The 22,902-nt window shown below is 63.8% G+C and carries 26 protein-coding genes; 12 read left to right on the top strand and 14 right to left on the bottom strand.

Features of this window, described 5'->3' with window-relative positions; all coding sequences use genetic code 11:
* Positions 1-23 precede the first annotated feature (23 nt).
* The 3 genes from FCT00_RS07915 (at position 24) to FCT00_RS07905 (ending at position 4,141) form a co-directional block, all read left to right on the top strand.
* Positions 24-989 carry a TAXI family TRAP transporter solute-binding subunit gene (locus tag FCT00_RS07915; protein ID WP_008331782.1) on the top strand — a complete coding sequence of 322 codons (966 nt, stop codon included), beginning with the start codon at positions 24-26 and terminating at the stop codon, positions 987-989.
* Positions 990-1,085: 96 nt separating this feature from the next.
* Positions 1,086-3,704, top strand: coding sequence for a TRAP transporter permease (locus FCT00_RS07910; RefSeq protein WP_138422508.1), 2,619 nt, complete (start codon positions 1,086-1,088; stop codon positions 3,702-3,704).
* Entirely contained in the window at positions 3,701-4,141 is a 441-nt protein-coding gene (locus FCT00_RS07905) for a universal stress protein (RefSeq protein ID WP_008331784.1), read from the top strand. Before FCT00_RS07910 ends, FCT00_RS07905 begins: the two co-directional genes overlap by 4 nt.
* 29 nt (positions 4,142-4,170) lie before the next feature.
* On the opposite strand, the gene FCT00_RS07900 is transcribed toward FCT00_RS07905, so the two are convergent.
* Together FCT00_RS07900 and FCT00_RS07895 are read right to left on the bottom strand one after the other, a co-directional pair.
* Positions 4,171-4,599: a phage holin family protein gene (locus tag FCT00_RS07900; protein WP_138422507.1), complete on the bottom strand. Its 429-nt coding sequence runs from the start codon at positions 4,597-4,599 to the stop codon at positions 4,171-4,173.
* Positions 4,596-4,895 (bottom strand): DUF883 family protein, encoded by a 300-nt coding sequence (locus tag FCT00_RS07895; protein ID WP_008331788.1) that lies wholly within the window; start codon positions 4,893-4,895, stop codon positions 4,596-4,598. Before FCT00_RS07895 ends, FCT00_RS07900 begins: the two co-directional genes overlap by 4 nt.
* Positions 4,896-5,109: 214 nt before the next feature.
* Between FCT00_RS07895 and FCT00_RS07890 the strand changes: the two genes are divergently transcribed.
* On the top strand, positions 5,110-5,280 hold the full coding sequence (locus FCT00_RS07890; protein ID WP_008331790.1) for a DUF1328 domain-containing protein: 171 nt from the start codon (positions 5,110-5,112) through the stop codon (positions 5,278-5,280).
* Between the two features lie 64 nt (positions 5,281-5,344).
* Here the strand turns inward: FCT00_RS07890 and FCT00_RS07885 are convergent, their stop codons facing one another.
* Together FCT00_RS07885 and FCT00_RS07880 are read right to left on the bottom strand one after the other, a co-directional pair.
* Positions 5,345-7,411, bottom strand: coding sequence for an SGNH/GDSL hydrolase family protein (locus FCT00_RS07885; protein WP_138422506.1), 2,067 nt, complete (start codon positions 7,409-7,411; stop codon positions 5,345-5,347).
* A gap of 143 nt (positions 7,412-7,554) precedes the next feature.
* Entirely contained in the window at positions 7,555-8,364 is an 810-nt protein-coding gene (locus FCT00_RS07880) for a response regulator (protein ID WP_040884787.1), read from the bottom strand.
* 139 nt (positions 8,365-8,503) lie between these two features.
* Between FCT00_RS07880 and FCT00_RS21430 the strand changes: the two genes are divergently transcribed.
* The 4 genes from FCT00_RS21430 to FCT00_RS07865 are packed head-to-tail and all read left to right on the top strand — an operon-like array spanning position 8,504 to position 11,257.
* Positions 8,504-8,665: a NepR family anti-sigma factor gene (locus FCT00_RS21430; protein WP_008331795.1), complete on the top strand. Its 162-nt coding sequence runs from the start codon at positions 8,504-8,506 to the stop codon at positions 8,663-8,665.
* Positions 8,655-9,233 carry an RNA polymerase sigma factor gene (locus FCT00_RS07875; RefSeq protein WP_040884789.1) on the top strand — a complete coding sequence of 193 codons (579 nt, stop codon included), beginning with the start codon at positions 8,655-8,657 and terminating at the stop codon, positions 9,231-9,233. The genes FCT00_RS21430 and FCT00_RS07875 overlap by 11 nt, the downstream gene beginning before the upstream one ends.
* Positions 9,230-11,011 (top strand): sensor histidine kinase, encoded by a 1,782-nt coding sequence (locus tag FCT00_RS07870; protein ID WP_008331799.1) that lies wholly within the window; start codon positions 9,230-9,232, stop codon positions 11,009-11,011. The genes FCT00_RS07875 and FCT00_RS07870 overlap by 4 nt, the downstream gene beginning before the upstream one ends.
* A gap of 48 nt (positions 11,012-11,059) precedes the next feature.
* Positions 11,060-11,257 (top strand): CsbD family protein, encoded by a 198-nt coding sequence (locus FCT00_RS07865; RefSeq protein WP_008331802.1) that lies wholly within the window; start codon positions 11,060-11,062, stop codon positions 11,255-11,257.
* A 66-nt stretch (positions 11,258-11,323) separates the two neighbouring features.
* On the opposite strand, the gene FCT00_RS07860 is transcribed toward FCT00_RS07865, so the two are convergent.
* A complete protein-coding gene (locus tag FCT00_RS07860; RefSeq protein ID WP_008331803.1) occupies positions 11,324-11,593 on the bottom strand; it encodes a glycine zipper domain-containing protein in 270 nt (89 codons plus the stop codon).
* 151 nt (positions 11,594-11,744) lie between these two features.
* Between FCT00_RS07860 and FCT00_RS07855 the strand changes: the two genes are divergently transcribed.
* The gene (locus FCT00_RS07855; RefSeq protein ID WP_008331804.1) at positions 11,745-12,236 is read left to right on the top strand and encodes an MgtC/SapB family protein; all 492 of its coding nucleotides are present in this window, start codon (positions 11,745-11,747) and stop codon (positions 12,234-12,236) included.
* Here FCT00_RS07855 and FCT00_RS07850 read toward each other — a convergent pair.
* The 6 genes from FCT00_RS07850 to FCT00_RS07825 form a co-directional block, all read right to left on the bottom strand.
* Positions 12,212-13,153 carry a hypothetical protein gene (locus FCT00_RS07850; RefSeq protein ID WP_138422505.1) on the bottom strand — a complete coding sequence of 314 codons (942 nt, stop codon included), beginning with the start codon at positions 13,151-13,153 and terminating at the stop codon, positions 12,212-12,214. The genes FCT00_RS07855 and FCT00_RS07850 overlap by 25 nt on opposite strands.
* A gap of 8 nt (positions 13,154-13,161) precedes the next feature.
* Positions 13,162-13,605, bottom strand: coding sequence for a VOC family protein (locus FCT00_RS07845; RefSeq protein ID WP_138422504.1), 444 nt, complete (start codon positions 13,603-13,605; stop codon positions 13,162-13,164).
* Positions 13,606-13,698: 93 nt separating this feature from the next.
* Positions 13,699-14,427: a ZIP family metal transporter gene (locus tag FCT00_RS07840; protein ID WP_138422503.1), complete on the bottom strand. Its 729-nt coding sequence runs from the start codon at positions 14,425-14,427 to the stop codon at positions 13,699-13,701.
* Positions 14,428-14,504: 77 nt separating this feature from the next.
* Positions 14,505-14,864, bottom strand: coding sequence for a hypothetical protein (locus FCT00_RS07835; protein WP_138422502.1), 360 nt, complete (start codon positions 14,862-14,864; stop codon positions 14,505-14,507).
* 206 nt (positions 14,865-15,070) lie between these two features.
* Entirely contained in the window at positions 15,071-15,976 is a 906-nt protein-coding gene (gene trhO / locus FCT00_RS07830) for an oxygen-dependent tRNA uridine(34) hydroxylase TrhO (RefSeq protein WP_138422587.1), read from the bottom strand.
* A 60-nt stretch (positions 15,977-16,036) separates the two neighbouring features.
* Complete coding sequence (locus FCT00_RS07825; RefSeq protein WP_008331822.1) at positions 16,037-16,534, bottom strand: hypothetical protein; 498 nt, start codon at positions 16,532-16,534, stop codon at positions 16,037-16,039.
* Positions 16,535-16,673: 139 nt separating this feature from the next.
* Here FCT00_RS07825 and FCT00_RS07820 point away from each other — a divergent pair, with 139 nt between their 5' ends.
* Positions 16,674-18,053: a trypsin-like peptidase domain-containing protein gene (locus FCT00_RS07820; protein WP_138422501.1), complete on the top strand. Its 1,380-nt coding sequence runs from the start codon at positions 16,674-16,676 to the stop codon at positions 18,051-18,053.
* 4 nt (positions 18,054-18,057) lie between these two features.
* On the top strand, positions 18,058-18,657 hold the full coding sequence (gene pncA / locus FCT00_RS07815; protein ID WP_138422500.1) for a bifunctional nicotinamidase/pyrazinamidase: 600 nt from the start codon (positions 18,058-18,060) through the stop codon (positions 18,655-18,657).
* Here pncA and FCT00_RS07810 read toward each other — a convergent pair.
* Both FCT00_RS07810 and FCT00_RS07805 read right to left on the bottom strand, forming a co-directional pair.
* Entirely contained in the window at positions 18,654-19,697 is a 1,044-nt protein-coding gene (locus tag FCT00_RS07810) for a patatin-like phospholipase family protein (RefSeq protein WP_138422499.1), read from the bottom strand. The two genes, pncA and FCT00_RS07810, sit on opposite strands and share 4 nt — an antisense overlap.
* A 238-nt stretch (positions 19,698-19,935) precedes the next feature.
* Positions 19,936-20,862 (bottom strand): zinc-binding dehydrogenase, encoded by a 927-nt coding sequence (locus tag FCT00_RS07805; RefSeq protein ID WP_138422498.1) that lies wholly within the window; start codon positions 20,860-20,862, stop codon positions 19,936-19,938.
* 38 nt (positions 20,863-20,900) lie between these two features.
* Here FCT00_RS07805 and pncB point away from each other — a divergent pair, with 38 nt between their 5' ends.
* The gene (gene pncB, locus FCT00_RS07800) at positions 20,901-22,193 is read left to right on the top strand and encodes a nicotinate phosphoribosyltransferase (RefSeq protein ID WP_138422497.1); all 1,293 of its coding nucleotides are present in this window, start codon (positions 20,901-20,903) and stop codon (positions 22,191-22,193) included.
* A gap of 185 nt (positions 22,194-22,378) precedes the next feature.
* Here pncB and FCT00_RS07795 read toward each other — a convergent pair whose 3' ends face one another.
* Entirely contained in the window at positions 22,379-22,891 is a 513-nt protein-coding gene (locus tag FCT00_RS07795; protein WP_138422496.1) for a hypothetical protein, read from the bottom strand.
* Positions 22,892-22,902: the final 11 nt, after the last annotated feature.

Here is a 22,902-nt window from a genome sequence, read left to right as displayed (position 1 = left end):
AACCAAACTAACGGGAGAAAGATATGACAAAGCATCTCAGATACGGGCTCGCCGCCCTCGCCACCGTGGCCTTCACGGCCCCGGCGATGGCGCAGGAAGAGTTCATCACCATCGGCACCGGCGGCGTCACGGGTGTCTACTACCCGACGGGCGGCGCGATCTGCCGTCTGGTGAACAAGGGGCGCAAAGATCACGGCATCCGCTGTTCGGTCGAATCGACGGGTGGCTCGGTCTACAACGTGAACACGATCAAGGAAGGCGAGCTCGAGTTCGGCGTCGCCCAGTCCGACATCCAGTACAACGCTTATAACGGTGTGGTGCAGTTCGAAGACGGGGCCTTCGAAGGCCTGCGCGCCGTGTTCTCAGTCCACCCGGAGCCGTTCACGGTCGTTGCGCGTGCCGATGCCGGCATCACGACCTTCGACGACCTCAAGGGCAAGCGTGTCAACATCGGCAACCCCGGGTCGGGCCAGCGCGCCACGATGGAAGTGCTGATGGAGAAGATGGGCTGGACCGCCGATGACTTCGCGCTCGCGTCCGAGCTGAAGGCCGCCGAACAGTCCGCCGCCCTGTGCGACAACCAGATCGACGCGATGGTCTACACCGTCGGCCACCCGTCGGGGTCCATTCAGGAAGCCACCACCGCCTGCGACTCGGTCCTCGTCGAGGTGTCGGGCGACGCCGTGACGGCGCTGGTCGACGAATTCCCGTTCTACCGGACCGCCACCATCCCCGGCGGCATGTATCGCGGCAATGACGAAGACACGATGACCTTCGGTGTCGGCGCGACCTTCGTCACCTCGGACGCGGTGTCGGAAGATGCCGTCTATGCGGTCGTCTCGTCGGTCTTCGAGAACTTCGAGGACTTCAAGGGCCTGCACCCGGCCTTCGCGAACCTCGTGCCCGAAGAGATGATCTCGGCCGGTCTGTCCGCGCCGCTGCATCCGGGCGCCGAGAAGTACTACAAAGAAAAAGGCTGGATGGAATAATCCAACCCGTGCCGATCAGGAGGGCGGTCCGCCGCCCTCCCCTCCCAAAGTAAATCAACGATTTCTGAGCGCCGATCTGGCCGGGACGGAGGGACCATGTCCGACAAGGAAAACCGAGCACTGAACGAACAGGAGCTTCAGGAGCTCGTCGCGGCCTCAGACAGCGGAGCGCGTTCCGTTCCGGGCTATCTGGGCATCTTCATCGCGGCCGTCGCGTTGATCTGGTCGATTTTCCAGGTTCTGCTCGCCTCGCCCTGGGCGCCCTATATCCTGCCCTCCGACGCGATCAACAACTCGCGCCAGATCCACCTCGCCTTCGCGATCTTCCTGTCCGCGATGGCCTATCCGCTGTTCAAGCGCGCGCCCAAGCACAAAGTGCCGTGGTATGACTGGGTGCTCGCCATCGGCGGTGCCCTCCTCGCGCTGTACGGCTATTTCTTCTACGACAAGATCGTTTCGAACGGCGGGCTGGCCGACCAGACCGATGCCATCGCATCGCTCGCCGGACTGGCCCTGCTGTTCATCGCCGCTTACCGGACCCTTGGCCCGGTGATGGTGATCCTCGCCATGATCTTTCTTGCCTACGTGTTCTTCGGATCGTCCGACGTGGTGCCGGAGCAGATCCGATGGGCCGGCGCGAGCCTGCGCAAGGCCATGTCGCATATGTGGATCACGTCCGAGGGCGTGTTCGGCATCGCGCTGGGCGTTTCGACCCGGTTCGTCTTTCTCTTCGTCCTCTTCGGGGCGCTTTTGGACAAGGCGGGCGCGGGCAACTACTTCATCAAGATGGCTTTCGGCGCGCTCGGCCACCTGCGCGGCGGCCCTGCCAAGGCGGCGGTCGTCGGCTCGGCGGCCACCGGCCTGATCTCTGGTTCGTCCATCGCCAACGTCGTGACCACCGGCACCTTCACCATCCCGCTGATGAAGCGGGTGGGCTTTTCGTCGGAAAAGGCCGGGTCGGTCGAGGTCGCATCCTCGGTCAACGGTCAGATCATGCCCCCCGTCATGGGCGCGGCGGCGTTCCTGATGGTCGAATATGTCGGCATCTCTTACGTCGAGGTCATCACCCACGCCTTCCTGCCCGCGATCATCTCCTACATCGCGCTGGTCTATATCGTGCATCTCGAAGCGGTGAAGAACCGGATGCCGACGCTTGGCGACAAGGTCGTCAAGTTGTGGCGCACCGTCTTGGGCATGTTCCTGTTCTTCGCGGGCTTTGCGATCCTGTGCTACGCGACGCAATTCCCCGTCCGCCTCGTCACGTCGATGGTGCCGACCGGGTCGGGCTGGATTCTCGCCGCGCTTCTGGGGCTGGTCTACCTTGGCCTGATCTACCTCGCCTCGACCGTGCCGGATCTGGAGCCCGACGATCCGAATTCGGAAAACGTCGAGCTGCCGCACATCCCCAGCATCTACAAGTCGGGGCTTTACTACCTGCTCCCGATCATCGTGCTGGTCTATTTCCTGATGATCGAGCGCAAGTCGCCGGGCCTGTCGGCGTTCTGGGCCACCTTCCTGCTTTTCGGCATCCTGCTGACCCAGCGGATGCTCAAGGCGATGTTCCGGGGTGAATCGGCTGCGGTCGGCAAGCTCAAGGACGGGCTTTTCGACCTCGTCGCCGGCCTGATCGACGGCGCGCGCAACATGATCGGCATCGGCCTTGCCACCGCGACCGCCGGGATCATCGTGGGCACCGTGTCGCTCACCGGGATCGGTCAGGTCATGGCGGACTTTGTCGAGTTCCTGTCGGGCGGCAACCTGATCCTGATGCTGATCTTCGTGGCGATCCTGTCGCTGATCCTCGGGATGGGCCTGCCGACGACCGCGAACTACATCGTCGTATCGTCGCTGATGGTCGCCGTCGTTGTGGAGCTTGGCGCGCAATCCGGCCTTGTCGTGCCGCTGATCGCCGTTCACCTTTTCGTCTTCTACTTCGGGATCATGGCGGACGTGACACCCCCCGTGGGGCTTGCGAGTTTCGCGGCCGCCGCCGTGTCGGGGGGCGACGCGATCAAGACGGGCTTCACCGCGTTCTTCTACAGCCTGCGCACCGTGGCCCTGCCCTTCGTGTTCATCTTCAATACCGACCTTCTGTTGATCGACGTGACGCTGGTGCAGGGGATACTCGTGTTCATCGTCGCGACCATCGGCATCCTGATCTTCACCGCCGCGACGATGGGATGGTTCCTGACGAAAAACCGGATCTGGGAAACGGTGGCGATGCTTCTGATCGCCTTCACCCTGTTCCGCCCCGGCTTCTTCATGGACATGATCCAGCCACCTTATGACGAGGTGGAGCCGACGGCGCTGGAGCAACGTCTGGAACAGGCCCCGGCGGGGCGCGACCTGCGCGTCGTGATTTCGGGCCCCGACTTCGACACGCTCGAGATGAAGGATCTGACCGTCGTCCTTACCGTGCCCGAAGTCGAGGGCGCGCAGGCTCGGCTGGATGAATGGGGTCTCCTGCTCCTGCCCGAAGGCGATCAGGTCATTCTCGAAGAGCCGATGTTCGGCACGCCGCTGTCGGATCAGCTTGCCTCGTTCGACTTCTACGGTGACGAACCCGTCACGATCTCGGCGGTGCGCGCACCTGCCGAGCAATTGCCGAAGGAGTTGATGTTCATCCCGGCGCTGGCGCTCATGGCGCTGATCGCCTTCCTCCAGTCCCGCCGCGCCGAAACGGCGGCCCCTGCCCGCAAAGGAGTGCCGGCATGACCATCAAGACCGTGCTCTGTGCCATCGACATCAACCGGCCCGAAGCCGAAGCGATCGTGCTGAGACGCGCGCACAAGATCGCCGAGGCCGAGGGAGCTCAACTCGACGTCATCACGGTCGTGCCCGATTACGGCATGTCGGTGGTCGGCGGCTACTTCGACGAGAAGCACACGCAAAAGGCCGTGGAACACGCCCATGCGCTGCTTTGCGACGCGGTGGGCAAGGTGCTGGGCGAAGAGGCCAACGCGGCCTGCCGCCACGTGGTCGCGGTCGGCAAGGCTTATCAGGAAATCCTCAAGGTGGCGGAAAAGGACGAGGCCGATCTGATCGTCCTCGGGGCCCATGACCCCGATCTGTCCGACTATCTTCTCGGCCCCAACGCGGCTCGGGTGGTGCGCCACACCAAGGCGTCGGTCTACGTGGTGCGGGAAGTCTGACACGAAAAGGGCGGCTCTTGCCGCCCTTCTCAGTGCTGATGCAGATCGTGGGGATGCGGCTCATACGCCGGATCGTATCCCGGCGGCGGCGCGGACGGCTTGGTCGTCTTGCGCGCGGCCATGCCGGCTGAAATGCCCTGAATAAAGGCCGTGCCGAGCGTTCCGACCGCGGCGACACCGGCGGCAGGCGCGACCGTCGAAACAGGTGCGTTCACGCTGGGCGCCATCGAAATCTTCGCGCGGCTGGTGCGGGTCATGGCAAGGCAGATCAGGCCGAGACCCACGAAAATCCCGCCGAAAATCAGCGCCAGTTGCATCGGCTCGAAGAACGCGGAAAGCGCGATCCAGCCCGCGACGGCGAGAAAGGCGAAGCCCACGAACAGCATGATGCCGCTCGCCACACCGAACATGGTGCGACGAACGGCAAGTCTGATGCGGTATTCAAGCGCGGCGATCATTTGCGCGCCAGAAACAGCCCGACGATGAAGCCGACACCGGCGGCGATCCCCACGGCGGCCGCCGGGTTTTCACGAACCTGGTTTTCGGCGTTGCGATAGGCCGCGACGGTCGCGTCCTGCGCGTCGGCATAGGCCTTTTCACCCTGCGCCCGCGCTTTCTTGGCGGTCGCGGATGCGCGGTACTTGGCTTCGGCACCGGCAGTGGTGGTCAGGTCCTTGAGCGTGGCGGTCAGCGACGACACGTCGGTTTTCAGCGAAGCGACCTGTGCTTCGAGGTCTTTGACGTGGCTGTCCATTGCTTTTCCATTCGAACTTTGTGCGGCAGTGGCCATTGGGAAAACTCCTTCCGGGGTGGTCTGTCCATTCAGGGGTCCAACGCATGCGCGCGGGCGCTGTTCCACCACCAGCAGATTCTTTTTCGGAACTTTCCTGACCCCGGCTCAGTTTCAAATCCAATGATCCGCGCCGCATGGCGCACCCTGTAACAACTTGAAAGAAGGAGGTTTCGTCATGCTCGGTTGGGCTCTCACATTCCTCGTCATCGCCATCATCGCCGCCGTGTTCGGCTTCGGTGGCATCGCTTCGGCCTCGGCCGGGATCGCGCAGATTCTGTTCTTCGTGTTCCTCGTCCTGTTCGTCGTCGCCCTCATCGCCCGTGCGGTGCGTGGTCGGCGCGTGTAGGCCGGACAAGACCCTGAAAAGGTGGGGCGCTCCCGTACCTCGGGCGCCCCATTTTTTTTGCGCTTCAGTCCTTCGGGGCCTCGCCCCCGAACAGCGACTGATAAAACCCTTCAGCCACAAGTCGATGTCCGAAGAAATTCGGATGGAACGTCCCCGAGACCGAGGTGTTGCGCGTCGCGACCCGCACGAGGCTCGGCTGGATCAACACGCTGTCGTTCGCCGTTCGGATCGCGCGCCCGGCGACGCGGTACCCGTAGGGGTCGAGGTCTTCGATGTTCCAGTGACCGGGCCGCCCTTGGGGCACGAGATGCGGCAGCGCCAGATGTTCGCCGGTCCACCAGCCGTGACCCACGAAGGCATCGCGCGTTTCGCACACGAAACTGATCCCGAGCTCCTGCGCCGTATCCGCCAGCCTGACCCGGAAGGTGTCGAAGAAATCCAGCGCCTTCCACGCTTCTTCCTCGGTCACCACGTATTCCCATTGTTTCGTCCACGAGATCACGCGCGTCGCCTCGTCGATCCCGTTCCAGGCACTGAGATCGTCATAGGTATCGCTTTGTGCGCCATAGACGACCTGATCCGTATAGCGCAGCCGCGCGCAGGGCGGCGTAACCGGCGGGACGGTGCGCAAGGGGTCTGGATATTGCGCCATGGAAATCGCCTCGGCCGGAACCCCGAGCCGGTGCTTGAGGATCGAGACCGCCAGCGAAAAACGCTGGTCAATGCCGCCGACAAGCTGCCCGTTCCGCTCGGTCCCGGTCAAAAGGTCCATCGCGTCATAGCCATTGGCACCACGCAGACGGGCGCAGCGCGCATAGGCCGCCGGGTGCAATCTTTTGTCCGCCTGATAGACCGGCGGCGGGCAGACCGCTGGGGCCGCGATGGATTTCAGCCAGCTATCCTCGTAATCGACCGGCAGAATGTAGTAGCGCACCATCTCGCCGAAGGCGACGTCATTGCCGCCGATGGACAGAAACACATGGTCCGGCACCCTGAGTTCGTCACAGTCCATCAACCCGTCGTGCGGATAGGATCGGCTGATCCCCCCCGCCTCGCGCGCCGGGCGCATCCAGGGTTCCGAGCGCCCCCCCGGTGCAAGCTCGGTTCCCCTATAAGTCCTTTCGAAGTCGCGGATCGAAAGTCCGCCCAGTTCCTCGTCCGTCACCGGGAAATAATCGGGATGGGCGCGGTGGCGCGGGTTCTGCGAAAGCCCCCCGGCGCACAGATCCTGCACCACCGCGTTGACCTGAGCATATCTCAGCCAGACCGGCCCGTCGGACCCCTCTTCGATCACGCGACGTTGCGGGAAGATGAGCCCGTCGAAAATCTCGGCCCCGCTGCACGAATAATGCAGAAACGACACGAACCGATGCGGGTCTTCGGAGGCAAGGCGCAGCGCGGTCAGGCCCTGGTAAGAGAAAAAGCTGCGATGGCAGGTGTTGTCGATCCAGCGCCGATCCGGTCCGGGTTCAAGGAATTGGCTGCGCCGTTCCGCAAGCCAGCCGATGTCGTTGGAATTGGGAAACCGCAGCGGTTTCCATTCGGCCGGCAGATCCGGGTTCCCCTCGCCCGACGAATAGGAATCGCCCACCCCGACGATCACCATGTGCTCGGGCTTGATCCAGGCCAGCACGGTTTCCCCCCCGACCTCAACGGAAACGAAACTGCCCCTGAGCGGCACACGTGTATCGAAAGGCGCATCGCAGGGCTGCGGCGCCCCCCCTTCCCACATGCACATCGCGCCCTCGGCAAGCGGGTCTTCGCCCTCGACCGTCAGCCGGAACCGGGCGGAAACGGTCGTCTGCGGGTCTTTCTCGTGCTTCACGAACCGCGTGACCCGCGGCGAATGAAGCTGGCGTATCGGATCCCAATGAAGCGGCGCACCCGACCGGATGGCATCGGCATAGGGCGATTTCATGCCGCCGGGCCTGCGGTCGAGCCGGGCGTGCCAGCCGTCGAAACCCCCGTCCTCTTCGCGCAGCCGATACTCCTGAAACACGGCGGAAGGCAGGTTCAGCGCCTCGAACGGGCCGAACCGATTGGTGATTTCCCAGTCGATCCGATAATCCGGCGCGGCGGTCGCCCCGCTTGCGACCAATGCCGCGACGATCCCCGAAAAAACCAACCTCATCCCGAATGCCATGACGCGACCCCGCAAAATACGACGGGGCCGATCTTAACGCCCCTGCCCGGCAGGTGAAGGCGTCGGCGCGACAAAAAAAGCGGCGCTCCCGAGGGTGGGGAACGCCGTTTCGCACCTTTAGTGTGGCTGGCTCAGGTCTCCAGCGTCTCGGTCGAGGAGAAGAACATCGCCTGGCTGACGGCCGAGCGCACCTGATCCTCGGAATAGGGTTTGGTGATGACGAAGGCCGGTTCGGGCCGCTCGCCGGTCAGGAGCCGTTCGGGGAAGGCGGTGATGAAGATCACCGGAATGTCCCCCGCGCTCTTGAGGATCGCGTTCACCGCGTCGATACCCGAGGAGCCGTCGGCAAGCTGAATGTCCGACAGGATCAGGTCCGGCGTCTCTTTGCCCGCCAGATCGACGGCACCGCGTTCGGTCCGGGCGACGCCGGTGATCGCGTGGCCCATGTCGGCCACGATATCCTGAAGGTCCATCGCGATAATCGCCTCGTCCTCGATGACGAGGATGCGACCCTTCACGCTGTCTTCCATCTCGCGCCGTGCGACGGTGATGAGGTGGTTCACCTCGTCCTCGTCGAGGTCCATGACCTTGGCGATGTCCGAGGTCGGAAACTCCTCGACCGTGTAAAGCAGCAACGCCTCGCGGGTGTTGGTCGTCAGCTTGGCCAGATGACGCTGGGCGCGGGCATGAATGCCCTCTTCCCCAACTTCGACCGGCGAGCCGGAGCTTGACCAGATCTGGTGGAACGCGCGGAACAGCGCGACCTTGTGGTCATAGCCGAGTTCAAAGACCGAGCGATCTTCGAGCAACGCCTCAAGCGTGGCCGCCGCATAGGTGTCGCCGGTCTTCTGGCTCCCGGTCAGTGCACGCGAGTAGCGCCGCAGATACGGAAGCAGCGCGGCGATCTTGACTGAGAGAAATTCTGTATCGGAGTCGGGCATCCCATCCATCCCTGTTTATTTCCCCATTTTTTTCACGTTCGTCGGGAACAAAACACGCCGGACCGGGTTTGGTTCCCGAAGACGGCAAAAAAAGTGTGCGCAATCGAGGCAGATAAGAAACGATGGGACACGGACGACTATGACCAAGGACAACGATAAGGATCGCTGGGACGAAAAGATCGACCAGAACCTCCGGAAAGTCTTTCAAAGCAAGCTAGACGAAGATGTACCGGACAAGTTCATGGAACTGTTGGCGCAACTGCGCGAGCAGGACGATCAGGGGTCCGCTCATGGCAAATGATGTGCGACCTGTGGACCCGCGCGAAGCCGTTGTCGAGCATCTGCCGGCGATGCGTGCCTTTGCCGCGAGCCTGACGCGAAACTCCGCCGCCGCCGACGACCTCGTGCAGGACACGATCGTCAAGGCATGGAAAAACTTCGACAAATTCAAACCGGGCACCAACCTGCGCGCGTGGTTGTTCACCATCCTGCGCAACACCTTCTACTCGGACCTGCGCAAGAAAAAGCGTGAGGTCGAAGATGTGGACGGTGCCATGGCCAGCACGCTCAGCGAAAAGCCCCACCATGACGGACGGCTCGCGATGGCGGATTTCGAAAAGGTCTTCGCCGAACTGCCGGTCGAGCAGCGCGAAGCGCTGATCCTCGTCGGCGCCTCGGGCATGTCCTATGAGGAAGCCGCCGAGACCTGTGGCGTCGCCATCGGCACGATCAAGAGCCGGATCAACCGGGGCCGTGCCCGGCTGGCCGAGCTTCTCGAACTGAACGATGACGATGGACTGGAACTTACCGACAGCGCGACCATGGCCGTCCTGAATTCCGGAATGCAAGTGAGGAAGACCGGTCATTGATCAATACGTTCCGGGAACGGAGCCGGTCGCTTACCTTTCGGATCGCCGGTCTCCTTGCCATCGCGCTCTTGCCCGTTGGCCTCATTTCCGTTGCCACCACCTATCAACTGCTGGATCGCGCCGACCGCGATCTGGCGGACACGCTTCTGGCGCTCACGTCTGACGCCGCCGCCGAACAGGAGGCGGCGATCAGAACCGCGACGGGCGTGGCCAAGACCGTCGTGACCATGATCCCGGTCCTGCGCGAAGCGGGGTATCCGTGCGAGCAACCGATGTCCGCGCTGCTCAGGGACACGCCCGAGCTGTCCTTCATCGGGTATGTCGGGCGCAACGGCGATATTCTGTGTGCCTCCGACGCGATGGGGTCGAGCCTGGCAGAGCGGCCCCTGCACAAGGAATTCGTCGACAACCCCGGCCCGCGCGTCAAATTCTCGCTGCGCGGTTCGATCAGCCAGACCTCGGTCATCGTCGTGTCGCTTCCGGTCATCAATGGCGGCGATTACGACGGCTATGTCGTCGCCTCGCTGCCGCACCGCAGTCTCACGACACCGACCATCACGGATGAAGAGGCGGCGAGTCGCCCCCTCGAACTCATCACCTTCAATGGCGATGGCGAGGTTCTCACCTCGTCTTCGGACGCGACCAACCTGTCGGCGAACCTGCCTGCGAACCGATCCCTCCGGGCGCTTGCCGCCGGTGGCAGCGAAGTGGCCTTCATCGCCGAAAACGCGCGCGGCCAGCGCCGCGTGTTCGCGCTCGTCCCCATTGTGCAGGGACAGGTCTATGCACTGGGAAGCTGGCAGTACCGCCGCAACACCGTGGCCAACGGCATGAGTTTCGGCACCTCGATGCTGTTTCCCCTGCTCATGTGGCTCGTCAGCCTTCTGGTCGCGTTCTACGCCGTGCAGCGCATGGTCATCAAACCGACACGCAACCTGCGCGCCCGGATGCTTCAATTCATGCGCTCGCGCAAACTCGTCGAACCGCGGGCCGACCGCCGTCTGCCGACGGAAATCCGGGACATGGAAGAAACCTGGATGCGGCTGGCCGAGAACATCCTGCATGACGAGGCCGAGCTTTACGACACGATCCACCAGCGCACCGTTCTGTTGAAAGAGGTGCATCACCGGGTGAAGAACAACCTTCAGCTCATCGTGTCGATCCTCGGCATGAAGATCCGCAAGGCGCGCACGCCGGCGATCAAATCCGCACTCGGCGATATTCAGCAACGGGTCATGTCCATCGCCCGCGTCCACCAGAACCTTTACGAGACATCGACGGCCGAACGGGTGCGGGCGGGCGAACTGCTCCAGACCATCGTCGCCCAGATGGTGAAATCCGCCCAGACCGGGGACTCCACCGACGTGCGGCTCGAAGCGCATTACGACGACTGCGAGGTTTACCCGGATCAGGCGGTGCCCCTATCGCTCGCCGTTTCGGAACTGGTCACCAATGCGCTCAAACACATGGGGCCGACGAGCACGGGAGAAACGCCGGTCATCGAGGTCCGGCTGGACTGTGCACCGGGAACGGACCGGGGCGTGGTGACCGTGCGAAACACGCTGGCGCTCGACCGGGAAGAGCCTGAGGACGACGTATCCACCGGGCTGGGCGAGCAACTCGTGCGCGCTTTCGTGGGCACGATGGAGGCCAAGGTCACCCGCGACCAGACCGACACCCATTACTCTGTCGTCATCGACTTCCCGATCCACGGTTTCGACGCCGAGATCATTCCCTCGGACCACACGCATCCGCCGATCCCGGTCGGGAACCGTTAGACGAGATCGAACGTTTCGCTTGCATGCTGCAACGAAAGGAGGCTCCCGATGAACTGGGACCAAGTGCAAGGCAAGTGGAAGCAGATCAAAGGTGACGCGCAGACCCATTGGGGCGAGCTCACCAATGACGACCTCGACGTGATCAACGGCGACCGGACCAAGCTGGAAGGCATCCTTCAGGAGCGCTACGGCAAGTCCAAGGAAGAGGTCCAGCGGGAAGTCGACGACTGGCTCAACGCCGCCTAATCCCGCCCCCTGAAACGCGAAAAGCCCCGCCTGAGCGGGGCTTTTCTTTTGTCCATCGTGGCCGGATCAGGCCGGGCAGGCCGCCTTGTAACGGTTGCCGGCGCTGTCCTGATAGATGCACATATTGCGCTCGTCCGCCGCGCGACCGATCAGGTTGCCTGCGGCCGCACCGGTCGCCGCACCCACGGCTGCACCCGCGAGCGAGCCCGAGGTCAGACCGCCGATCGCAGCACCCGTGGCCGCACCGACCGCCGTTCCGGTTGTCTGGTTCTGGGTTTCACACCCGGCGAGGAAAAGGGCCGAAGCGGCAGCGACCGCGAAAATTGGGGCTTTCATGATTGTCTCCTACGTTCCCTGTTTTTTGCAAGATTCGATGCAACACTAACAAACCTTGCGACAGATTTGTTCCGAAGTTTCCGTAGGTTCCGCAAATAAGCGGAGAGTCACCGGGAACCGCAGGGCCTGTCGGGTGGTTACCCATACCGCCATGCTAGACACACTCGCCCAAGAATTCTCGACCACCACGTTCCTGCCGCTGGGCATCCTCGCCCTCCGTCTGGCGGGCGCCTTGCTGTTGTGCGGCCTCATCGGGTTCGAACGCGAGGCGCGCGACCGCCCGGCGGGACTGCGCACACATATGCTCGTCGGCATGGCCGCCGCCGTCTACTGCATCCTGATGCTGGAACTCATGAACCGGGGCGAGGCCTGGGGCGACGGGGCACGCTATGACCCGATCCGCGTGATCGAGGCGGTGACCGCCGGTGTCGCCTTTCTTGCCGCCGGGATGATCGTCTTCAGCGGCGGCAAGGTTCAGGGCCTGACGACCGGCGCCTCACTCTGGCTGGCGGCCTCGGTCGGTCTGGCCTGCGGGCTGGGCCTCTGGGCGCTGGCGCTGATGGTCACCCTGCCCGCTATCACGATCGTCTGGCTCGTCGGCATCGCCGAACGGCGCCTTCAGGGGCGCGAGCGATCCGGATAGGCCACCGCCGCCAGCCGCTGTTCGAACCCGGCCATCGCCGGTTCCACAAGCGAGAAGACCAGCCAGTCGGCCATGTGGCGTTTGCAGATCCGCGATCTGAGTGCAGGTGTGAGCTTCGCCGCCTGCCCCGCCGCCGCTTCGGAGATGTCGCTCAGCGTCGGCAGGTTGTGCGAGCGCCGGAAATGTTCGAGCGAGGCCGAAACATGCTCGCTCACCCCGAGGAAGGAATAGGTCGACACCAGCCGCTCCAGCATCTCCGACACATTGCCCGCCTTGCCCACGAGTTGCGCAAGCTGCGGGTTCGCGGGGGCGCCGTCGACATAGGCCTCGAACGTCGGAAACTCCTCCAGAAACGCCGCGTGGTCCGGGTTGTCCGGCGACGATTGCGCGACGTAGTCGGAAAACAGCCGGTCCGCCGGATTGCGAATGAAGCTCGCGAATTGCACTTCGCTGGCCCCTTTTACAACCTCGGACAACCGCTTGAACTTGAGCGGCCCGGCAAGAGCCTGACGCAAACGCCCCTTGGCCGCCTCCCGCGCGTCGAGCGCCGCCTGCCACTCGGCCTTGAGGTCCCCGCCCAACGCATTGGCCCCGATGGTCCGCGTTCGGTCGAACACGCCCTTGAGCGTGCCCATCACGGCATTGCCCGCCGTCATCGGCACATGGACGAAAAACAGGATGTCGCGGTCGGTGCCGAACGATCCGGGGATCACCCGGCCCGGGTCAAAGCGCGCCAGTATCCGATCGGCCAGCCCGTTGGGCAGCGCACCCAGCGCCACCTCGGTCTCGGCCCTCAGATCGGCGGGCTGGTGTGCGGCAAAGGATGCGGGCGATGCACCATCGCCCTCACCCACAGGGGCGATCCCGCGACGGTCGCGGGCGTTCAGTCGAACCAGATCTTGCAGTCTGTGGGACATGATACCTCCTACCAGTCTCCCGCGTTCTCCATCGAAGCCCACGGCTCTTGTTTCTCAAGCGCGGGGCCGTCCTGAATCAATTCCACGGAAATATTATCAGGGGATTTAAAGAACGCCATGCGACCATCGCGCGGCGGGCGATTGATCGTCACGCCCGCGTCCATCAGCTTCTGACAGAAGCCGTAGATGTCATCGACCTTGTAGGCCAGATGCCCCCAGCTGCGCCCGGTCTTGTAGGTCTCATCCGAATCCCAGTTGTAGGTCAGCTCGAGCTCGGGCGCGGTCGTCGCCTCGGCGCTCTCCTTGTCCTTGGGCGCGGCGAGAAAGACGAGCGTGAACTTGCCCTCGGGCACATCCTTGCGCCGGATCTCGACCATGCCGACCTTGTTCACCCAGAAATCGAGGCTTTCTTCCAGATCGGTCACACGGACCATCGTGTGCACATAGCGCATGGGAACTCCTTTTCGTTTCCCAACAGGTAAGAAAGGAACGGGTTCACCTCAACCAAAGGTTTCACGAACCCACGGAAACGTGGCGTTGGGCGATCAGGGCGCCCCGGCGCCGACGACGGACATGGCGACGATCCCCAGCCCGAACCCCGCCAGCGCCGCCAGCGACGGGGCTTCGCTGTATTTCAGGTGCGCTTTCACCGCGATGTCTTCGAATGTCAGGAACAGGATGCCCCCCGCGGCGGCGAGCATGATGCTCCCGGTGACCGCAGGCAATTCGCTCAGAAACAGGAACCCGACCGCCGCCGCGATCGGTCCGACTGCGGCCAGCGCGAAAAAGGCGCCCGTCACCCGCGCCGCGCTGCGTTTGCCATGCGCCATCATCTCGCGGAAGGCATTGAACGCTTCCGGCAGGTTCTGCGCCCCGATGAAAAAGGCCAGAAGCGCGCCGTTTCCCGACCCCGTCGCCATCAGCGCCCCCAGCGCCAATGCCTCGGGCACGAAATCGGTCAGCATCGCGCTCAGTTGCGCGTTAGCCGCGCGCCCACGGGCCTTGCGACGCCGTTCGATCAGCGCGAACAGCGCCCCGCCGGCAAAGAACGCAGCCAGCCCCGGCCCGAGCGGGAGAAGCTCCAGCCCATCCGGGACAAGAACGAATGCGACAGCCGAGACGAGGATGCCCCCCGCCAGCGCGATCATGCTGTGGCGGAACTCCTGCTCGAGCCAGCGGGGCTGAAGCCGTTCGATCCGTGCCAGCGCCCCGCCAAGCGGGATCATCAATCCGACGGCGGCGCCATAAAGAAGCGCAAGAATGAAATCGGGCATCACAGACCCTCCCAGAACCGCCGGGCCCCGTCAAACCGGCGCGCCCGGCGCCCGCCGGAACCCGTGCCGCTTTCCCGTCACAGCCCGTCCGGCAGGCGTTCGTAGAAGGCCCACATCCGGTCCACCGGGGCGCGGCAATAGCTCCAGCGCATCAGGAACCCCGGAAAATGGTCGCTGTTGGAAAGCTCCAGCCGCCCCCAATACCACGACCCCATGTATTCCACGTCGCAGCGCACGTCCGACAGGTCCTCGGCCCAGTAGCCTTCAAACACGTGATCGGTGAATTCGAGCCAGAAGCGCCCGTTGTCCTCGGAATAATTGCCGTCGTAGCGCGACCCGTTCTGAAAGACCCAGACCTCGCCCCATTCGGTGTCCCAAGCGCCACCGATGGTCTCCATCGTCTCCCAGTCCTGCGCCACCACACCGCTCGCGCACATCACCGCAAAACCGACAATCGCCCCTAACTTCCGCAAAACGCCCCTCCTGCCCTATCCTGTCAGGCTAGCATCACCCGCCACACATCCGAACCCCAAACGAGCCCCCGTCCAACCTTCTCTGTTTCAAAAATACTTCGGAGGGGGGTTTGGGGGAGGCTGGCCTCCCCCCAACGGGTCGGCGCAGGCGTCAGCCTGCGACGAAACCACTATCGCGGGCCGAGGTGCTTTTCGCCGCGCGCCTTGGACAGCGCGATCTGGCGCTGGCGTTCGCGAAACCGCTCGCGCCGGGCGTCGTCATAGTCGTCGATGCATTGGTGGCAGGACACGCCCTCTTCGTACTCGGGCCGGGCCTTGTCTTCGGGCAGGATCGGGCGGCGGCAGGCATGGCACATCTCATGCGGGCCTTCGACCAGCCCATGCCCCACGCTCACGCGTCCGTCGAAGACGAAGCATTCGCCGTGCCAGAGGCTTTCGTCCTCGGGCACCTCTTCGAGATACTTGAGGATGCCGCCCTTGAGGTGAAAGACGTCCTCGACCCCCTGCCCGATCAGGTAGTTCGTCGATTTTTCGCATCGGATGCCCCCGGTGCAGAACATCGCGATCCGTTTGTTGTGGAAGCGATCCTTGTTCGCCTCCCACCACGCCGGGAAATCGCGAAAGCTCGCGGTTTCGGGGTCGACCGCACCGTCGAACGTGCCGATGGCGACCTCGTAGTCATTCCGGGTGTCGATCGCGGCCACATCGGGCGCCGAAATCAGGGCGTTCCAGTCGGCGGGGTCAACGTAGTGGCCGACCGAGGCGCGCGGGTCGACGTCGGGCTGGCCCATCGTCACGATCTCTCGCTTGAGCCGCACTTTCATCCGTCCGAACGGCTGCTCGGATGCCTGCGAGAGTTTATAGTCGAACCCGGCACAGCCCGGCAGCGCGTTGATATAGGCGACAAGCTCGCGGATCGCCGCGTCTGTCCCGGCCACGGTCCCGTTGATCCCCTCGCGCGCGAGCAGCAGCGATCCGGTGATCCCGCGCTCGCAACAGAACTTCGCCAACGGCCCCTTGATCGCGGCGGGGTCGTCGAACGGCGTGAAGTGATACAGGGCGCAGACGGTGAACATGGCGCGGGGCTTACGCCCGGCGCCGGTTCCGATCAAGTCTCTCTGGTGGGCGTGCGACGCTCAGTAGCGATAGCCACGGGTCAGCGCCACGCGGGCCTGAAGCGACTGGAGCAGGCTGTCGAACGCCTCGCGGCTGCCGAGGGCCGAGCCCGAAATGGTCAGGTTGCCGTCCATATGCCGGATCTCGATCACACGGGTGCCGGAGACCGAACGCGTCTTGATGTCGGAAATGCCCTTGTAGGTCAGGCGCAGAACGGCGGGATTGTCAGGCTGGGCCGGGGCCGAGATCGCCTCGTTGTCCAGCACGATCGGCGCCTTCTGTTCCGACGGGCGCATCCAGTTGCGCACTTCGTCAAAGGTGACCCAGCCGGTCACCAGCCCGAGCACGCCATAGGCGAAGGTCGCCCCTTGCGGGCCGAAGGTCACCGCGCCCAGATCGAGGCTCCCGTTGTGGGTCATCGCCATATAGGCGGCCCAGACCGTAATCAGCCCGCAGATCACCATCAGCAGAAAGCCCTTGGCGGTCGTCAGCGTATATTCGTAGGTTTCGTGGGTCATTCGTCGAAATCCGGGAGTGGCAGCACATTCGATGGGATGAATCTCGCCCCGGATTGAGGCGGCATTTGGGCCGGATCGGTGCATTGTCTTGAATTTGCCGGGGCGCTGCGCCAAATCGAAACGCAACACGGAGGAGCCCATGATCCGCACCCTCGCCTTGTGCATTGCCCTTCTGCCTCTGGCCGCGGCGGCCCCGGCTCAGGTGCCGACCTCGACCGCGCAGATGCAACTGTCCTTCGCGCCGGTCGTCGAACAGGCCGCCCCGGCTGTCGTGAACATCTATGCCTCGCGCGTGATCGAACGGCGCAACCCCTTTGCGGACGATCCGTTTTTCTCGCAGTTTTTCAGGGACTTCGAGATTCCGCCCCAACAGCAGAACTCGCTCGGCTCCGGCGTGATCGTGGGGGACGGTCTGGTCGTGTCCAACTACCACGTCGTCGGCAACGCGACCGACATCCAGATCGTTCTGGCCGACCGCCGCGAATACGCGGGCACACTGGTTCTGGCCGACGAGGCCGCCGATCTGGCCGTGATCCGGCTCGAAGATGCGCCCGATCTGCCCGCGCTCGACTTTGCCGATTCCGATGCGCTTGCCGTCGGCGACCTCGTGCTTGCCATCGGCAACCCCTTCGGCGTGGGTCAGACCGTGTCGTCGGGCATCATCTCCGGCCTTGCGCGGACCGGGCAGGGCGGCGGGGCACTGCTTCAGGGCGGGCGTTATTTCATCCAGACCGATGCGCCGATCAACCCCGGCAATTCCGGCGGCGCGCTGGTCGATATGAACGGTGACCTCGTGGGGATCAACACGCAGATCGTCACCCGATCTGGCGGGTCGAACGGCATCGGCTTCGCGATCCCCGCGAACCTCGTGAAACAGGTGGTCGCTCAGGCCGCCGAGGGCAAAGACCGGTTCGAGCGGCCATGGTCCGGGGTCGAGGTGCAGGTCGTCGATGCCTCGCTCGCCGGCGCTCTGGGGCTCGACCTGCCTATGGGCGTCCTGATCCGCTCGATTTCCAAGGACAGCCCCTTTGCGGCGGCCGGGCTGAAGACGGGCGACGTGATCGTGGCGATCGAGGATTTGCCGGTGAATGCCGCCGCCGAACTCGACTTCCGCCTCGCCACCTACCCGATGGGGGAAAAGGTGTCGGTTCGCTATCTGAATGCCGATGGCTATCACACCGCCCGCGTGACGCTCGTGGCCGCCCCGCGCGGGACGCTCGCGGCGCTGGCCACCATTTCCGTGCCCGGCCCATTTCAGGGTCTGACCCTGTCGCCGCTGTCCCCGGACATCGCGCGCAACCTCGGGCAACCGATGGACGCGATCGGCGTGGTGGTGGTCAATGCCGAAGGGCCCGCCCAGCGCACCGGGTTCCAGCGCGGCGACGTGATCCACGCGGTCAACCAGATCAGCGTCACATCGGCCGATGAGCTTCAGGCCGTAGTCGAAAGCGGGTCACGGTGGTGGCGGGTCGACTTTTCGCGCGGCGGGCGGCGCATCACGGCCCGGTTCAACGGGTGACGGCATGACCGACGCGCTCATCGTCATCGATGTTCAGAACGACTTCTGCCCCGGTGGTGCGCTTGCGGTGGACGGCGGGGACGAGATCGTGCCGGGCATCAACCGGCTGATCCGCGACTTTCCCATCCGCGTGTTCACGCAGGACTGGCATCCGGCCGGCCACAGTTCCTTTGCCTCGTCCCATCCCGGCAAGGCGCCGTTGGAAATGGTCGACATGGACTATGGGCCGCAGGTGCTCTGGCCCGACCATTGCGTGCAGGGCACCGATGGCGCGGCGTTCCACGAAGACCTGATGACGGACCCTGCCGACCTGATCCTTCGCAAGGGGTTTCGGCCCGAGATCGACAGCTATTCGGCCTTTTTCGAGAACGATCACCGCACGTCCACCGGGCTGGAGGGATACCTGCGCAGTCGGGGCGCGACACGGCTGACCTTCGTCGGGCTGGCGACCGATTTCTGTGTCGGCTGGTCGGCGATGGACGCCACGCGGCTTGGCTTCGCGGTGACGGTGCGGCTGGACCTGTGCCGGGCCATCGACGCGGACGGGTCGCTCGACACGGCACTGGCCGGCATGAGCGACGCCGGCGTTACGCTGATCGGTTAGAGATAGCGTTCTTCGAGCTTTGCCGTGCCCGTCACGCCGAGAGATGCCCTGTGGACCGCCAGCCACTCCGCGGCCGTGTCGGACCCAAGTCCGTGCAGGTCCGTGAGCAAGGACCATGAAGGGAACATCTTGGATTTCGGGTCGAACTCCCGCATCGCGATCTCGTTCTGGATTTCATGCAGGCGCAGGTTCGCGATCGACTGGATGAACGGCACGCCGCAGACCGGCGGCCGCCCGTCCAGTTCCGCCTTCAGCAAGGCGATGGCGCGAATGTCCTTGGTCAGCGTCTGGTTGAAGGTCAGTTCCGAAATCCGGTCCGGTATACGGTCCGGCGAGGACGGGGTGCGCCTGCGGTTGATCGGGTTGACCGTGACCAGCACGAGGTCGTGGTTCCCGCTTTCCTGCACAAGCTGCACCAGCGGCGGATTGGCGGAATAACCCCCGTCCCAATAGTCCTCGCCCTCGATCTCGACCGCCGGAAAGGCCAGCGGCAGGCAGGCCGAGGCGATGACCGCCTCCAGCGTCACGTCGTCGTTTCGAAAAATGCGCGCGGCACCGGAGCGGGCATTGGTGGCCGAAATGAAGATGCGCGGCGCGTCCGGGCGCCGGAGCGCCGCGAAATCGACGTGATCGCGCACGATCTCTTCCAACAGCATCTGTGCGGGCCGCCCGTTCTGCGGATGCGGGGTCAGCGACAGTTGTGCGCCGGAGATCAGGTTCAGCCAGGACGCCGTGGCCGACGTCCACTTCGGGAAAGCGTCGAAGACCGCGATGAACGGCGCGAGTTGCCGTGCGCCCCGGTTCACGGCCTCCCAGAACGACGCGAGCGACCGCCGCGCACCGTCCCGGCCCCCGACGGCGAGACCGGAGGCCGCGACGACCGCGTTCATCGCGCCCGCCGAGGCGCCGGAAATCGCGGTGATGTCGATGCTCTCGTCAGCGAGGAGTCGGTCGAGCACACCCCAGGTGAAGGCGCCATGTGCCCCGCCGCCCTGAAGCGCCACATCCAGTTTCACGGCATTGATCGTCGTTCCGTCCATCACCCGGCCTTTCCTTGCTGCATTGCAGCATACTCCGGATATAGGGCACTCGCGAACGAATTGCGAAGCCCCCGCGCGTCACGAGACCGTGGGGTCGCAAATCGTGCGCTTGCGCGCGCAGCTTTTGCGCCACCCTGCCTTGCGGCAGGTCGACGCGGTGGGGAGGCCAGCCTCCCCAGCCGGTCCTTTGCGGGGCAAAGCACCGGCTCCCCTCCGAGGTTTCGGGAAACAGAGAAGATCAGGGGGTGATCACCAGTTTTCCGGCGATCTCGCCGGCCCCCATGCGGTTCAGTGCGGCGGGCGCGTCCGCGAGCGGGGCGGTTTCGCCGATATGGGGCGTGATGTCGCCGCTTGCGACGAGGGCGACCATGCGCCGGGTCATGTCGGGGCCCTGCGGAACCATGAGGAGGCCGGTGCGCTTTGGCGGCAGCGCGCCCGCGATGATGAATCTGGTGGCACCTCCGACGAGGCGGTATTGGCCCGTTGGTGTCAGGCATCCGGCGACGGTCCGCATCGGCCGGGTCGCGACAAGGTCGAGGATGTTGTCGAATGTGGTGGACAGCGTGGCGAAGTCCGTCTTGCGGTAGTCGATCAGGTGATCCGCACCCGCCGCGTGCATCACCACCTGTTTCGCGGCATTGTCCACGGCCCAGACCTCGGCCCCCGCGCGTTTCGCCATCTGGATCGCGAGCGGCCCTGCGCCGCCCCCGCCGCCGTTGATCAGCACCCGTTGGCCGGGAGCGAGCTTGCCCTCGAATGCCTCGATGGTGATGGCACCGGATTGGGGAAGGGCGGCGGCGGTCGTGAAATCCATGTCGTCGGGGAGGCGCACCCAGCGGTCGGTCTTGGCCACGCAAAAGCCGGCGAAGCCCCCGAAGCTTTCGAACGTGTCGGCCACCACGCGCTCGCCCACGGAAAACCCCGTGACGCCTTCGCCCACCGCGTCGACCACGCCCGCGACGTCGGAGCCTGCCACCCGCACCCGCATGACCATTCGGGCCAGCCGCCCGTAAAATGGCCGCCCGGTCGCGAATTCCCAATCGGACGCGTTCGCTCCGCAGGCCATGACCCGGACGCGGACCTCTCCGCGCCGCACGGTTGGCTCCGCGATGTCCTCCACCCGGAACGCATCCGCCCCGTAGCCGCGCATCACAACCGCCTTCATGCTTGAAATCCCCTGCCGCCCCGGCTCACATGCGGATCATGGTCGACATAGCCTCACGCGTCTACAATCACACTTGGAAGATCGATCCGATCGTCCGGTCGCTGATCGACACCGATTTCTACAAACTCCTGATGTGTCAGTCGGTTCATCGCAACCACCCCGACACGCAGGTCACGTTCCAGCTCATCAACCGGGCGACCGAGGTGCCGCTCGCAACCCTGATCGACGAGGAGGAGTTGCGGGAGCAGTTGGATCATATCCGCACGCTGTCACTGACCCGTGGCGAGAGCACATGGATGCGCGGGAACACGTTCTACGGCCAGCGCCAGATGTTCCGCCCGGAGTTCATGGAGTGGTTCGAGGGGCTGCGCTTGCCGCCCTACCACCTGACGCGCGTGGGCGATCAGTATGAGCTGACGTTCGAAGGCGCGTGGCCCGAGGTCATGTTGTGGGAAATCCCCGCCCTCGCCGTTCTCATGGAACTGCGTTCCCGCGCCGTGCTGCGCGACATGGCGCGGTTCGAGCTGGAGGTGCTCTATGCCCGCGCCATGACGCGGCTGTGGGAAAAGGCCGAGCTTCTGCGCGGCCTGCCCGGCCTGAAGCTCGCCGATTTCGGCACCCGGCGGCGGCACAGCTTTCTGTGGCAGGACTGGGCGGTGCAGGCGATGGTGGAGCGGCTTGGCCCGGCGTTCGTCGGCACGTCCAACTGCCTGATCGCCAAGAACCGCGATCTTGAGGCGATCGGGACCAATGCGCATGAACTGCCGATGGTGACGGCGGCGCTGGCGGAGGATGACGCCGCGCTGGCCCACGCGCCCTATGACGTACTGGCGGACTGGCATGAGGAGCATTCGGGGAACCTGCGCATCATCCTGCCCGACACCTACGGGACCAAGGGGTTCTTGGACAACGCGCCCGACTGGCTGGCCGGGTGGACGGGCATCCGCGTGGATTCCGGCGACCCGGTGGAGGGGGCCGAGACGGCGATCCGCTGGTGGCAGGAGCGGGGCGAGGACCCTGCCGAGAAGATGGTGATCTTTTCCGACGGGCTGGACGTGGAGGAGATCGAGCGGCTGCACGGCCTGTTCGCAGACCGCGTGCGCGTCAGCTTCGGCTGGGGCACGCTTCTGACCAACGATTTTCGCGGACTGGCCCCGGACGACGCGCTGGCGCCGTTTTCTCTTGTGTGTAAGGCCGTCGCCGCCGAGGGGCGGCCCACAGTGAAGCTCTCGGATAACCCGGCGAAGGCGATGGGGCCTATTGACGAAGTGGCCCGGTATAAGCGGGTGTTCGGGGTTGGGGATCAGGTTGAGCGGGAGGTTGTGGTTTAAACGTGAAGCGGCGGGCTATTCTTAAGATTCCATAGATTCTTCATATGTGAGACCTCATCCTCTGAAAGTTCTGAAAAAACCTCTGAAAAGCGTCCCGCCATTTCAGAGAGAAGCTTTGTAGGCAACGCAACTGGAAAGTGTCCGTCCAAAAAGGTATAAAAAAAACTGTCGTCGTCTCTATACTCTTAGATCATTCTAGCCTCTTTCTCCGCTTTGAAGCCGGATATTTCGCCGGGGAAGTTTGGGTCTGAGAAGTACCTGTTATAAGCGGCCCTTTCTCGCAGTGAACGGAGCTCGGTGTACACTGCCTCAGTATCCTCAGAGAGGAACCAAGGAGAAGATGCTGAAAGGTCTCGGAGTGCATTCCAATTATATATGTGGCTAGACCGACCGCCTTTTCTAACGTCTCCAGTGTCTACGTTCGCGCAGAACTCGCCCTTGTTTGAAAAAGTTACAACATTAACATCAAGCAGTAGTGCCTTGACCGCATAGAAAGCGCAGTAGTAGAGCTTGATTATGGCCCAACTGGCGCATCCTTTCCGAACACCGTTCAGTGCTTCGGAATACGAAATGAATGCCGCCTTCGAAAGACTCTTTATATCCGATCTGACATACTGGGATATCTCGGAGCTTAGATAGCTTGCGTAGTTGAGTTGAAAGTGTCTCAGCTGAACTCCAGACGGCTTTTGGTCGAGCAAGGCTACCGATA

The sequence above is a fragment of the Maritimibacter alexandrii genome (genome assembly GCF_005871115.1).
Taxonomy (GTDB): Bacteria; Pseudomonadota; Alphaproteobacteria; order Rhodobacterales; family Rhodobacteraceae; genus Maritimibacter; species Maritimibacter alkaliphilus.
The sequence above is the reverse complement of the archived record's forward strand: the minus strand, read 5'-3'. Positions and strand labels throughout refer to the sequence as shown.